Source organism: Nocardia sp. CNS-044 (assembly GCF_059570515.1).
In genome coordinates this window covers 51,589-63,964 of record NZ_JCANSX010000013.1, presented here as the reverse complement: position 1 = coordinate 63,964, position 12,376 = coordinate 51,589, and the positions used below count along the sequence as shown (strand labels likewise).

Annotated in this window: 12 protein-coding genes; 9 read left to right on the top strand and 3 right to left on the bottom strand. The window is 69.7% G+C overall.

The window, feature by feature from the left end; all coding sequences use genetic code 11:
- Window position 1: 1 nt before the first annotated feature.
- Entirely contained in the window at window positions 2-1,324 is a 1,323-nt protein-coding gene (locus T333_RS32595) for an epoxide hydrolase family protein (RefSeq protein ID WP_355004035.1), read from the top strand.
- Window positions 1,325-1,681: 357 nt separating this feature from the next.
- On the opposite strand, the gene T333_RS32590 is transcribed toward T333_RS32595, so the two are convergent.
- Window positions 1,682-2,749 (bottom strand): helix-turn-helix transcriptional regulator, encoded by a 1,068-nt coding sequence (locus tag T333_RS32590; RefSeq protein ID WP_496426895.1) that lies wholly within the window; start codon window positions 2,747-2,749, stop codon window positions 1,682-1,684.
- A 63-nt stretch (window positions 2,750-2,812) separates the two neighbouring features.
- Here T333_RS32590 and T333_RS32585 point away from each other — a divergent pair, with 63 nt between their 5' ends.
- Window positions 2,813-3,301 (top strand): pyridoxamine 5'-phosphate oxidase family protein, encoded by a 489-nt coding sequence (locus tag T333_RS32585; protein WP_355004033.1) that lies wholly within the window; start codon window positions 2,813-2,815, stop codon window positions 3,299-3,301.
- Between the two features lie 66 nt (window positions 3,302-3,367).
- Here the strand turns inward: T333_RS32585 and T333_RS32580 are convergent, their stop codons facing one another.
- Window positions 3,368-3,703: a transglycosylase family protein gene (locus T333_RS32580; protein ID WP_355004032.1), complete on the bottom strand. Its 336-nt coding sequence runs from the start codon at window positions 3,701-3,703 to the stop codon at window positions 3,368-3,370.
- A gap of 758 nt (window positions 3,704-4,461) precedes the next feature.
- Window positions 4,462-5,238: an isocitrate lyase/PEP mutase family protein gene (locus T333_RS32575; RefSeq protein WP_355004031.1), complete on the bottom strand. Its 777-nt coding sequence runs from the start codon at window positions 5,236-5,238 to the stop codon at window positions 4,462-4,464.
- Between the two features lie 145 nt (window positions 5,239-5,383).
- Between T333_RS32575 and T333_RS32570 the strand changes: the two genes are divergently transcribed.
- From T333_RS32570 to argF, 7 genes are all read left to right on the top strand, one after another.
- Window positions 5,384-5,914: an RNA polymerase sigma factor gene (locus tag T333_RS32570; RefSeq protein WP_496426894.1), complete on the top strand. Its 531-nt coding sequence runs from the start codon at window positions 5,384-5,386 to the stop codon at window positions 5,912-5,914.
- Complete coding sequence (locus T333_RS32565; protein WP_496426893.1) at window positions 5,911-6,408, top strand: peroxiredoxin family protein; 498 nt, start codon at window positions 5,911-5,913, stop codon at window positions 6,406-6,408. The genes T333_RS32570 and T333_RS32565 overlap by 4 nt, the downstream gene beginning before the upstream one ends.
- Window positions 6,409-6,874: 466 nt before the next feature.
- Complete coding sequence (gene argC / locus T333_RS32560) at window positions 6,875-7,930, top strand: N-acetyl-gamma-glutamyl-phosphate reductase (RefSeq protein ID WP_357255989.1); 1,056 nt, start codon at window positions 6,875-6,877, stop codon at window positions 7,928-7,930.
- Entirely contained in the window at window positions 7,927-9,147 is a 1,221-nt protein-coding gene (gene argJ, locus T333_RS32555; protein WP_496426892.1) for a bifunctional glutamate N-acetyltransferase/amino-acid acetyltransferase ArgJ, read from the top strand. Before argC ends, argJ begins: the two co-directional genes overlap by 4 nt.
- Window positions 9,144-10,070, top strand: coding sequence for an acetylglutamate kinase (gene argB, locus T333_RS32550; protein WP_496426891.1), 927 nt, complete (start codon window positions 9,144-9,146; stop codon window positions 10,068-10,070). The genes argJ and argB overlap by 4 nt, the downstream gene beginning before the upstream one ends.
- Entirely contained in the window at window positions 10,067-11,266 is a 1,200-nt protein-coding gene (locus T333_RS32545) for an acetylornithine transaminase (protein WP_496426890.1), read from the top strand. Before argB ends, T333_RS32545 begins: the two co-directional genes overlap by 4 nt.
- Window positions 11,266-12,207, top strand: a complete 942-nt coding sequence (gene argF / locus T333_RS32540) for an ornithine carbamoyltransferase (protein WP_496426889.1) — start codon at window positions 11,266-11,268, stop codon at window positions 12,205-12,207. The genes T333_RS32545 and argF overlap by 1 nt, the downstream gene beginning before the upstream one ends.
- Window positions 12,208-12,376 lie beyond the last annotated feature (169 nt).

The following is a 12,376-nucleotide window of genomic DNA, read 5'->3' as shown; positions in this document are numbered from 1 at the left end:
CATGACGACCGAACAAGACATTCGCCCCTTCCGCATCGAGATCCCGCAGGCGCAGATCGACCGACTGCACGCCCGCCTCGCCGACACCCTCTGGCCCGACGAGCTGCCTGGAGTCGGCTGGGACAAGGGCATGCCGGTGTCCTACCTGAAGTCGCTGGCCGAGTACTGGCGCACCGGTTACGACTGGCGCGCCGCGGAGGCGAGGCTCAACGAGCTGCCGCAGTTCGTCACCGAGATCGACGGTGAGCAGGTGCACTTCCTGCATGTGCGCTCGCCCGAGCCGGACGCGCTTCCGCTGGTGCTCAGTCACGGCTGGCCCGCCACATTCGTCGAATTCCTCGATGTCCTCGGTCCGCTCAGCGATCCGCGCGCGCACGGTGGCGACCCGGCCGACGCGTTCCACCTGGTCGTCCCGTCGCTGCCCGGTTTCGCCTTCTCCAGCGTCGGGCCGAAGGTGGGCGAAGGATCCACCGAGCACTACGCACAGGTGGTCGCGAAGCTGATGGCGCGCCTCGGCTACGACCGCTACGGCGCGCAGGGCGGTGACGCCGGGTACTTCGTCTCGACCGAACTGGGACGCATCGCGACCGACCACGTCGTCGGCATCCACGTCAACGGGCCGATCACGATCCCCTCGTGGGGCGCGGATTCGTGGGGCGGTGAAGACGGTGAGTCCTGGGGCGCGGACGGCGACCAGTCGTGGGCCGGTGCGACGAGCGCGGGCGGCGATGAGTCCTCGGGGGCGGAGAGCGGCGCGCAGTCCTGGGAGACGGGCGAGGGCGGCGGCCAGTCGCCGGGCGGCAACTCGTGGGGTGGCGGGTCCTCCGGGTACAGCCCCGAGGACCAGGCGAAGCTCGAGAAGCTGACCGGCGAGGAGAGCTTCACCCGCTTCGGCTACGCCATGGTCCAGGCGGGACGCCCGCAGACCCTCGCCATCGGTATGCACGATTCGCCCGCGGGCATGCTGTCCTGGATCGTGGACATGTTCCAGCGCTGGACCAACCCGGCCATCGAGCTGCCCGAGGACGCGGTCGACCGCGACGCCTTGCTCACCAACGTCAGCCTGTACTGGTTCACCGGCACCTTCGCCTCCTCGATCCGGCTCTACGGCGAGGGTGAGGCGTGGGGCGGCGGGGCGAAGAACTCCGGCGTCCCGACGGCCGCGGCGATCTTCCCTGGCGACCTGTCCATCCGCAAGATCGCCGAGGAGGAGCACAACCTCGTCCGCTGGACCGAATTCGACCGCGGCGGCCACTTCGCCGCCATGGAAGCCCCGGACCTGCTGACCGAGGACGTCCGCGCCTTCTTCCGCACCCTGCGCTGACCCGAACCCGCGTGCCCGCAGGCGTCCGAAGCCTGCGGGCACGCTCGTGTCAGCTCGGCTCGAGTCGGACGACGCCGCGTCGGTCGGCGCTTGGTGGTGCCGCTGGGTGACTTGGCGCCGCGTCGGTCGTCGCTCCGTCGGATGCCGCTGCGTCATGTGGTACCGCGGCGGATGGTGCTGGGTCGTGCGGCGCTTGGTCGGGGCGGCGCTTGGTCGGCTGGTGCCGGGTCTGTCGGCGCCGCCTCGATCCGGCACCGTGTCGATGTCCCTGCCGCGGACCGCGCTGTGCTGTCTCCGTGGCCGTGCATCCGAGAAGTGTCCGCAGCTCTCTCTTCGAGAGTTGCGGGCACGCTGGCGTCAGGTCGGGCTGGCGTCGAACGGCGCCGGCTCACCTGGTCTCGCGTCGGACCGCGCTGCCTTGGGTGGCGCCGGGTCGGTCGGCTCTGGGCTGAGTGGGGCGGCCCCATATCTCCGCGCCATCGCCGCCGCGGTCCGCGCGAGCTGCGCCCGCAGTTCCGGCGGATCGAGGATCTCGGCGTACTCGCCGAGCGGCAGAATCCCGTGCGCGAGTACCGGATACGATTCCGCCGCCAGGGTGACGAGCACCCAGCCGTCCGCGTCCGGTTCGCCCATCGAGGCCAGCGCCTCGGCGACCGCGGCGGGTTCGAAGCCGAGCCGGAGCAGGCGCACGTGTTTCGCGTCGATCCGGCAGCGCGCCCGGACCCGGAGCATCGACCGCGCGAAGTCGTGCTGCGCCGCCGCCCAGTGCGCGGCGAGCTCGAAGTCGTCCGGCCGGTCGAAGAACTCGCCGGTCGGTGCGGCATCGAGGATCCGGCTCACCCGATAGGAGCGGATGTCGCTGCCGTGGCGTGCCACGAGATACCAGGTGCCCGCCTTCGACACCAGCCCGAGCGGGTCGAGCAGCCGCCGCACCTCATGGTCCTTGCGTCCGTAGCGGACGTCCAGTCTGCGGTCGTGCCAGAGTGCGTCGGCGATGACGGCCAGGGTCGGCGTCTCCTCGGGGCGGTGGAACCAGCCGGGCGCGTCGATGTGCACCCGGTCGGCGATCCGGGTCGCCCGGCCGCGTAGTTCCGGCGGCAGCGCCGCGAGGACCTTCAGCTGCGCGGTGGCCAGCACGGTGCCGAGCCCGAGGTCGGCCGCGGCGTCGGGCAGACCGGCCAGCAGCACCGCGTCGGCTTCCTCCGAGGTGAGGCCGGTCAGCCTGGTCCGGTAGCCGTCGACCAGCCGGACGCCGCCGCCGCGACCCGGCTCGCTGTACACGGGGACGCCCGCCGCGGAGAGCGCCTCGACGTCGCGGTACACCGTGCGGACGGACACCTCCAGTTCGGCCGCCAGCTCGGGCGCGGAGATCCGCCCCCTGGTCTGCAGCAGCAACAGCAGCTGCACCAGTCGACTCGCTCGCATGTCCCGAAGATTAGCGAGAAACCTTGACGCGCTCTGTCAGGTTTTGGGCGTAGCGTCCCCGCCATGACTTTCTGGACGGAGTTCACCGAAGAAGCGCCGAAGATCTCGACCGTCTTCCGCCGCCGCCACAAGGCGACCGGCAACCTGTGCATGCTGGCCACGCTCCGCGCCGACGGTTCGCCGCGGATCAGCCCGGTAGAGCCGAGGATCTTCGAGGGCATGCTGGTCATCGTCGGCATGCCGGGCACGACGAAGTTCAAGGATCTCGGCCGCGACCCGAGGTTCTGCCTGCACACCGCGACCGTCGACACTATGGTCGGCGACGGCGACGCGAAACTGTTCGGCGCCGTCACCGACCTGCCGGACCGCGAACTGCACGCGCGGTTCGCGCAGGATCTGTTCGACGAAAGCGGCTTCGATATCCGCGGCCAGGAGTTCGACCACTTCTATGTCGCCGACCTGACGGGGGCCTCGTGTGTGGAGGTCGCCGACGATCAGCTCGCCATCACGATCTGGAAGCCGGGCGAGGGCGAGCGCGTGGTGCGCAAATAACGCGACGACCCTGTCACCCGCGGGTGACAGGGTCGTCGGAAGGTCGCTCAGCGAGCGGCGCTACGCTCAGAGGTAGGCGCCGCAGACCGGCCAGGCGCCCGCACCCTGGGTGTCGAGCACGTTCTCGGCGACGCGGATCTGCTCCTCGCGGCTCGCGTTCGACGGATCGCCGGTGCCACCGTTGGCGGCCCAGGTGCTGTCCGTGAACTGCAGGCCACCGGAGAAGCCGTTACCGGTGTCGGTGGACCAGTTGCCGCCGCTCTCGCACTGGGCGACAGCGTCCCAGTTGTGGCCGGAGGCGGAAGCGGTGGCCGTGGCCAGACCGAACGGGACGGCAACGAGGGCGCCGAGGGTGGCAACGGTGGCGGCGGCACGGGTGCTGAAGTTACGGGTCTGAGACATGTGGTATTCCTTGCTGCGCCCGCCGGCTCGACCAAAGATCGGTCGAGTCCCTGTCCCCAGTGGATGTCGGGGGTTCTCGAACCGCGGGACAGGGTTGCCGGTGTTCGGCGGTTCGAGCTCGAGCCCGTCGCGTTCGATCGGGCCGTCACCGACGATAACGAACAAATCTCGGCGGATCACGTGGCAATAACGCCAGAGTTACCAGAACGCTCGGTCGTACATCTCGGCATCCGCGCAGTTGAGGCCCGCGAAATGCGGAATCGCGACGGTGTGATTTCTAAACGAAAATGTGGCTCGGATCACTGAATAAATGTGGTAACGGTCTCGTTCTGTGCAACGATTTGCGAGGTTTCGGGCTCGTATCGGGGTCGCGATCGCGCGGCTCGGTCGCCACAAAATGCCAGGTAGATCCCTGTGTGACCCCGAACGCATCGCTTCTCCGGCGTCGCGATTTCCGAAGGGGGCGTGGGTCACAATTTTGTATACCCGCGCATAAGAAAATCGCGCTTGCCGTCGTTGCCGGTCGGCGTGATCGCCGTGTGATAGGCGACCAATGTCCGCGATCCCACGTATTCGGTGAATCGGATCCACCCGAATCGCGTGAGGTGAAGGGTATTTCGCGAGCGGGCAGTGCTTCCGCGTCCCGAATGTCGTTGCGTTACTGACGATTTGGGCGCGATCGGTCGTCGGCGTCACGGTGGGTTGTCGGTGGTGCGGCGCGAGGTTCCTCGGCCGGTCGGTATATCTCGATCGATACCTCACGGCAGCGAATTCGCCTGAATATCGCGATAGCTGGGAATGCCCGCCGCGACCGGTCGCCCGGCGCGCACCGCGGACGCCACATCCACGGCCGCCGCCAGCGCGGCCCGGTAGAGCAGGGAGCCGGTGCTGATCCGCCGCACGCCGAGCTCCGCCAGCTCGGCGACCGTGGGGCCGCCGACGGAGTAGAGGACGTTGACGGGAAGCGGCACGGACTCGACCACCCGCCGGATGGCGTCCGGCTCGGTGAGCCCGGGGACGAAGAGCCCGTCGGCGCCCGCCCGCGCGTAGCGGTCGGCGCGCGCCAGGGTGGATTCGGGATCGATGCCGAGCCAGTGCGTGTCGACCCGCGCGTTGACGAACATCGTGGGCGTGCGCTCCTTGATCGCCGCGATCAGCGCGGCCTGATGCTCGGGGTCGGCCAGCTCGGTGTCCGCCCGCCCGTCCTCGATGTTGACGCCCGCGATGCCGAGCGCGTCGAGCTCGCCGACGAACTCCGCGACCTCGCCCGGTTCGTCGCTGAAGCCGCCCTCGATGTCCACCGTCACCGGCACGGCGAGCCGCGCGAGCCGCCGCGCCAGCGCCAGGGTCTCGTCTCTGGTGACGCCCGTCCCGTCGGGTACGCCCGCGGCGGCCGCGACGCCGAGGCTGGTCGTGCCGATCGCCGGGAACCCTTCGGCGGCCAGGACGGCGGCCGAACCGAAGTCCCAGGCGTTCGGCAGCACCAGCGGCACCTCGCGGTGGTGCAGATCGTGGAATGTCGTCACCTTGTCCATAGCGCCGACGGTATCCCTCGCACGCCGACCCGGCGTTCGAATCCTTTCTTGGGTGGGCACGCTCTTATGGTTGTGACGATCGAACCGAGACGAAGAACAGCGCAATGCCCGGCCACCGCGTCGGACGGCCGGGGAGGTGGCCGGAGTGGAACGCGGGTGGGCCGGTGAACAGCTGGTGGCAGCGGCCAAGCGCGGCGACCGGGAAGCGATCTCCGCGATCGTGTACGGGGCCCATCCGCACGTGCGGCGCTTCGCGCACCACTTGTGCGCGTCCTCCGACGACGCCGAAGAGGCCGCGCAAGAGGCACTGATCACCCTGTATCGCAAGATCGGGACGCTGCGCGCCACGACGGCCCTCGCCTCGTGGATGTTCCGCATCGTTCGCAACGAATGCCTGCGCCGCGCGCGATACCGCGTTCCGCGGTCCGAGGTCGCCGCCACCGACGTCGTCGTCTCCGCCGAGGACGAAGTCCTGCGCAGGCTCGACGCCGACGAGCTCGCCCAGGCGATCGCCGCGTTGCCGGACCTCCAGCGCAGGGTTCTGATCATGCGCGATGTGCTCGGTTACCCCGGACGGACGACGGCGGACTCGCTCGGCCTGAGCGTCGCGGCGATGAAATCGCAGCTGCACCGCGCCCGCGCCGCGATCCGGCACAGCCTCAGCCGCCATCCATGACCTCTGAAGGGAATCCCACCATGCTCACCTCCGGATCCCCCGCGCCGGAACTGACGCTCGAAGACACCGCCGGGCAGGCTTGGCGTCTGTCCGACCTCCGCGGCGCACACAGCGCACTGCTGTATTTCATGCGGTCGACGTCCTGCCCGATCTGCAACCGGCATGTGCGAGATCTCGTCGCGCGCCGGGACGAATTCGCCGCCGCCGACGTCCGCGTCCTCATCGTGGTGCCCGAGGGTCGCGATGCGGGCGCGACGTGGAAGGCCGACCACGGCATCCCGTTCCAGGTCCTTTGCGGCTCGGCGGGAACTCCGCACGAGTCGGTCGGCCTGACCCGCAAAGTCCTCGGTTCGATGCAGCAGTCCGGCACCGTCCTCATCGACCCCGACGGCATCATCCGTCACGCCCACGGAGCCACCCTGCACACGAACAGCTACGACAAGAAGGGAATCGCCGCGGCCATCGACGCCATGCGCAGCCGCACAAGTAACTGACACGCCGGAAATGGCCGACAGGTCGTCGACGCCTCGCGTAGCCGGTGTCGACGCCTCGTCGGGCGCACCTCATACCCGAGGGAGGGCCGCGAATCCGGCCCGCGGCCAGCCGCTGATCGGGCTGCCACCCGATGGCCGCCGGTATCGTGGTCTCGACCGCGCCCGGGTCGAGCAACCGGGTGGCGTCTCGCAACCGCACCAGCGGCCATCGATGGGTCGAGTCCGAGCGGAAGGCCATCGGCTCCGGCGTGCTCGGCGATCTTCTGGGTTTCCGGAATCGGATCGATATTTCCGCCCGCGGTGGGTAACCACGTGCCGTGGGTGACGTTCGTGCTGTCCATCGCGGTGGCGAGGGTGTCGGTCTGCCCGCCGCCGAACCCGTCCGCGGGGAACTCGGCATCGCGAGTTCGAACGCTCGTCGCACCCCGTCCATGAATGGGATTGCATAATCGTGCATAATCATTTCATGGCTGATTCGGATGCGCCCCCGTTGCGGGTTGCTGTTGCCGGTGCGAGCGGGTACGCGGGCGGCGAGGTGCTGCGCCTGCTGCTCGGCCATCCACGCTACCGAGCCGGGCGCCTCGAGGTCGGGGCGCTGACCGCGGGTTCGAACGCCGGAACCACCCTCGGCGAGCACCAGCCGCATCTGCTGCCGCTGGCCGACCGAGTGCTCGCTCCGACCACCGCCGAGGAGCTGGCAGGCCACGACGTGGTCTTCCTCGGCCTGCCGCACGGTCAGTCCGCCGCCATCGCGCAGGCGTTGCCCGAGTCCACCGTGATCATCGACTGCGGCGCGGATTACCGGCTGCGCGACGCCGACGCCTGGGAGAAGTACTACCGCAGCCCGCACGCGGGCAGCTGGCCCTACGGTCTGCCCGAGCTGCCCGGCGGGCGGGACGCGCTGCGCGGCGCGACCCGGATCGCGGTGCCCGGCTGCTACCCGACGGTCGCCAGCCTGGCCCTAGCGCCCGCCGTCGCCGCGGGAATCATCGAACCGCAGGTGACAGTGGTCGCGGTGAGCGGCACCTCGGGCGCGGGCCGCAAGCCCGACGTCGGCCTGCTCGGTTCTGAGGTGATGGGCTCGGCCCGCGCCTACAACATCGCGGGCGCGCACCGGCACACCCCGGAGATCGCGCAGAACCTGAAGGCCGCGGGCGGCGTCGACGTCGCGGTGTCGTTCACGCCCGTGCTCGCCCCGATGCCGCGCGGCATCCTGGCCACCTGCACCGCGCCGACCGCGGTGGACGCCGCGCAGGCCCGCGCCGTCTACGAAAAGGCCTACGCCGACGAGCCTTTCGTGCACCTGCTGCCGGAAGGCGTGCTGCCGCAGACCGGTTCGGTGCTCGGCTCCAACGCCGTCACGCTGCAGGTCGCGGTGGACGCCGACGCCGGACTGCTCGTGGTGATCGGCGCGATCGACAACCTGACCAAGGGCACCGCGGGCGCCGCAGTCCAATCCATGAACCTGGCCGTCGGATTCGATGAGACCGAAGGACTTTCCACCGTAGGAGTGGCACCGTGACGACAACCGCTGAGAGCGCGAACGGCAAGCTGGTCCGCACCCAGGGCGTGACAGCGCCGCTCGGCTACCGCGCCGCGGGCATCGCGGCGGGCATCAAGGCCAGCGGTAAACCGGACCTGGCGCTGGTGTTCAACGAGGGCCCGGAATACGCCGCCGCGGGTGTGTTCACCCGCAATCAGGTCAAGGCCGCTCCGGTGCTGTGGTCGCAGCAGGTGCTGAAGTCCGGCCGGTTGCGCGCCGTGATCCTCAATTCCGGTGGCGCCAACGCCTGCACCGGTCCCGGCGGCTTCCAGGACACCCACCAGACCGCCGAGAAGCTCGCCGAGGCGCTGAGCAACTGGGGCACCGAGACCGGCGCCGGTGAGATCGCCGTCTGCTCAACGGGTTTGATCGGCGACCGGCTGCCGATGGACAAGGTGCTTCCCGGGATCACCGAGATCGTGCACGAGATGGGCGGCGGCATGTCCGGCGGCGCGGACGCGGCCTACGCCATCATGACCACCGACACCGTGCCCAAGGAGGCCGCCTTCCATCACCGCGACAAGTGGAACGTGGGCGGCATGGCCAAGGGCGCGGGCATGCTCGCCCCCTCGCTGGCCACCATGCTCGTCGTGCTGACCACCGACGCCGCGGTGAGCGCCGAACAGCTCGACAAGGCGCTGCGCAACGCCACCCGGCTCACCTTCGATCGGCTCGACGTGGACGGTTCCTGCTCCACCAACGACACCGTGCTGCTGCTCGCCAACGGCGCCAGTGAGGTCAGCCCGGCGCAGGACGAACTCGACGCCGCGGTGCTCGCGGTCTGTGACGACCTGGCCGCCCAGCTGATGGCCGACGCCGAGGGCGTCACCAAGCGGGTGACGATCACCGTCACCGGTGCGGTCGACGAGGAACAGGCGCTGATCGCGGCGCGCGCGGTGGCCCGCGACAGCCTGGTCAAGACCGCGCTGTTCGGCTCCGACCCGAACTGGGGCCGGGTGCTCGCCGCCGTCGGCATCGCGCCGATCACCCTCGACCCGAACCGAATCTCGGTGTCGTTCAACGGCAATCCGGTCTGCGTCGACAGCGTCGGAGCGCCCGGCGCCCGCCAGGTCGACCTGTCCGGCGCGGACATCGCGGTGCTGATCGAGCTCAACGTCGGCGACGGCACGGCCATGGTCCGCACCACCGACCTCTCGCACGGTTACGTCGAAGAGAATTCGGCCTACAGCTCATGACCGGTTCCGCGATCCACGAACTCTCGGCACTGGACAAGGCGCACGTCCTCGCCGACGCACTGCCCTGGCTGCAGAAGTTCCGCGACAAGATCGTCGTGGTGAAGTACGGCGGCAACGCCATGATCGATGACGAGCTCAAGCGGGCCTTCGCCGCCGATATGGCGTTCCTGCGCACCGTCGGCGTGCACCCGGTGGTGGTGCACGGTGGTGGCCCGCAGATCAGCGCCATGCTGAAAAAGCTCGGCCTGCAAGGGGAATTCCGCGGCGGCTTCCGCGTCACCACGCCCGAGGTGATGGACGTGGTGCGGATGGTGCTGTTCGGTCAGGTCGGTCGCGAGCTGGTCGGGCTGATCAACGCGCACGGGCCTTACGCGGTCGGCATCTCCGGTGAGGACGCCAAACTGTTCACCGCGACCCGGCGCACCGTCGACGTGGACGGCGAGGCGACCGACATCGGCCTGGTCGGCGACGTCACCGAGGTCAACCCGGACGCGGTGCTCGACCTGATCGGCGCCGTGCGCATCCCGGTGGTCTCCACCATCGCGCCGGACGCGGACGGCGTGGTGCACAACATCAACGCCGACACCGCCGCCGCCGCGCTCGCCGAGGGCATCGGCGCCGAGAAACTGGTCGTGCTGACCGACGTGGAGGGCCTCTACACCGACTGGCCCGACCGCTCCTCGCTGACCAGCCGCATCGACGCCGTCGAGCTGGCCGCCTTGCTGCCGAGCCTCGACGCGGGCATGGTGCCCAAGATGGAAGCCTGCCTGCGCGCCGTGCTCGGCGGGGTGCCGACCGCGCACGTCATCGACGGACGGGTCCCGCACTCGGTCCTGCTCGAGCTGTTCACCGGAGAAGGAATCGGAACGATGGTGACGCCCGCCCCGGCCGGGACCGGCGCACCGAACGGAACGAAATCATGAGTACTGTCGACGAATTGCAGCAGCGGTGGTCCGCCGCGTTGATGAACAACTACGGCACGCCGAAGGTCGCGCTGGTGCGCGGCGCGGGCGCGGTGGTCTACGACGCGGACGGCAAGCGCTACGTCGATTTCCTCGGCGGTATCGCGGTCAACAGCCTCGGCCACGCCCACCCGGCGATCCTCGCCGCGGTCACCCAGCAGCTGGGCACCCTCGGTCACGTCTCGAATCTGTATGCCAGCGAACCGGTCATCGAACTGGCCGAGCGGCTGCTCGCGCATTTCGGCGACGGTGAGGGCAAGGCGTTCTTCTGCAACTCCGGCACCGAGGCCAACGAGGCCGCGTTCAAGATCGCGCGGCTGACCGGGCGGACCAAGATCGTCGCCTGTGAGGAGGCGTTCCACGGCCGCACCATGGGCGCGCTGGCGCTCACCGGCCAGCCGTCCAAGCGGGCGCCGTTCGAGCCGATGCCGCCCGGCGTGGTGCACGTGCCCTACGGCGACGCGGCCGCGCTGGAGGCGGCGGTCGACGACGAGACCGCCGCGGTGTTCCTCGAACCCATGATGGGGGAGAGCGGCGTGGTGGTCCCGCCGATCGACTACCTGGTCAAGGCGCGCGAGATCACCGCGCGACACGGCGCGCTGCTGGTGCTCGACGAGGTGCAGACCGGCATCGGCCGCACCGGAAAGTTCTACGCGCATCAGGCCGTCGGCATCGTGCCCGACGTGATCACGCTGGCCAAGGGCCTCGGCGGCGGTATGCCGATCGGCGCGGTGCTGGCCAACGGCCGGGCGGCCGAGCTGCTCACGCCGGGCCTGCACGGCACCACCTTCGGCGGCAACCCGGTGTGCGCCGCGGCCGCGCTCGCGGTGCTGCGCACCATCGACGAGACCGATCTGCTCGCCCACGTCGAATCGGTCGGCAAGCGGCTCAGCGACGGCATCGAACTGCTCCAGCACCCGCTGGTCGATCACGTGCGCGGTGCGGGTCTGCTGCTGGGAATCGTACTGACCCAAGATGTTTCGGCGCAGGTCGAGGCGCGGGCCAGGGAGGCGGGCTACTTGGTGAACGCGCCGAAGCCCAATGTCATCCGGCTGGCGCCGCCCTTGGTGCTCACCGAGACCCAGTCCGACAATTTCGTCGCCGACCTGCCGCTGATCCTGGACGGCGCGGCGGCGGACGCGAAGGAGACCCCGTAATGAGCGAGCTGCGGCATTTCCTGCGCGACGACGACGTCTCGCCCGCCGAACAAGCCGAAATCCTCACGCTGGCAGCGGCGCTCAAGAAGAACCCCTTCGCGCAGCGCCCGCTGGAGGGGCCGCGCGGGGTCGGCGTGATCTTCGAGAAGAACTCCACCCGCACCCGATTCTCCTTCGAGATGGGCATCGCCCAGCTCGGCGGGCACGCGGTGGTGGTCGACGGCCGCGACACCCAGCTGGGGCGCGAGGAAACTCTCGCCGACACCGGGCGGGTGCTCTCCCGCTATGTCGACGCCATCGTCTGGCGCACCTTCGAGCAGGTCCGCTTGGACGAAATGGCTTCGGCGGCAACGGTTCCGGTGGTGAACGCGTTGTCCAACGAGTTCCACCCGTGCCAGGTGCTCGCCGACCTGCTCACCCTGCGCGAACGCAAGGGCGACCTGACCGGGCGCAACCTCACCTACTTCGGTGACGGCGCGAACAACATGTCGCACTCGCTGCTGCTCGGCGGCGTCACCGCGGGGTTGAACGTGACCATCGCCGCGCCAACGGGTTTCGAGCCGCTGCCGTGGATCCTCGAGGCCGCGCGCAAGCGGGCCGCCGAGACCGGCGCGACGATCACCGTGACCGACGACCCGGTGGCCGCCGCCGCGGGCGCCGACGCGCTGGTCACCGACACCTGGACCTCCATGGGTCAAGAGAACGACGGGCTCGATCGGGTCGGCCCGTTCCGCCCGTTCCGGCTCGACGCCGCCCTGCTGGCCAACGCCGAACCCGATGCCGTTGTGCTGCACTGCCTTCCGGCGCATCGCGGCGAGGAGATCACCGACGAGGTGCTCGACGGACCGCACAGCGTGGTCTGGGACGAGGCAGAGAACCGGCTGCACGCGCAGAAGGCGCTGCTGGTGTGGTTGCTGGGCAGACGCGGCGGTGCGGCGTGACCGGGCGACGCACCGCCGGGGTGCGGGGGGAGGCGACGATGAGCGAGCGAACGACCTGTCAGCGCGCCTCGCACGCCCGAACCGAGCGTCGGCGAAGTGGCGGCATGAGCGAATGGAGTGAGCGAATCATGTGCCAGCGCGCATCGCGCATGCCGGAGCCGAGCGGCAG

What these genes read in the sequence shown, in the direction of transcription:
- T333_RS32590 (WP_496426895.1), bottom strand. Translation starts at nt 2,749, where the DNA reads ATGCGAGCGAGTCGACTGGTGCAGCTGCTGTTGCTGCTGCAGACCAGG.
- T333_RS32545 (WP_496426890.1), top strand. Translation starts at nt 10,067, where the DNA reads ATGAGTACTGTCGACGAATTGCAGCAGCGGTGGTCCGCCGCGTTGATG.
- argC (WP_357255989.1), top strand. Translation starts at nt 6,875, where the DNA reads ATGGCTGATTCGGATGCGCCCCCGTTGCGGGTTGCTGTTGCCGGTGCG.
- argB (WP_496426891.1), top strand. Translation starts at nt 9,144, where the DNA reads ATGACCGGTTCCGCGATCCACGAACTCTCGGCACTGGACAAGGCGCAC.
- T333_RS32580 (WP_355004032.1), bottom strand. Translation starts at nt 3,703, where the DNA reads ATGTCTCAGACCCGTAACTTCAGCACCCGTGCCGCCGCCACCGTTGCC.
- T333_RS32595 (WP_355004035.1), top strand. Translation starts at nt 2, where the DNA reads ATGACGACCGAACAAGACATTCGCCCCTTCCGCATCGAGATCCCGCAG.
- T333_RS32565 (WP_496426893.1), top strand. Translation starts at nt 5,911, where the DNA reads ATGACCTCTGAAGGGAATCCCACCATGCTCACCTCCGGATCCCCCGCG.
- T333_RS32585 (WP_355004033.1), top strand. Translation starts at nt 2,813, where the DNA reads ATGACTTTCTGGACGGAGTTCACCGAAGAAGCGCCGAAGATCTCGACC.
- T333_RS32575 (WP_355004031.1), bottom strand. Translation starts at nt 5,238, where the DNA reads ATGGACAAGGTGACGACATTCCACGATCTGCACCACCGCGAGGTGCCG.
- argF (WP_496426889.1), top strand. Translation starts at nt 11,266, where the DNA reads ATGAGCGAGCTGCGGCATTTCCTGCGCGACGACGACGTCTCGCCCGCC.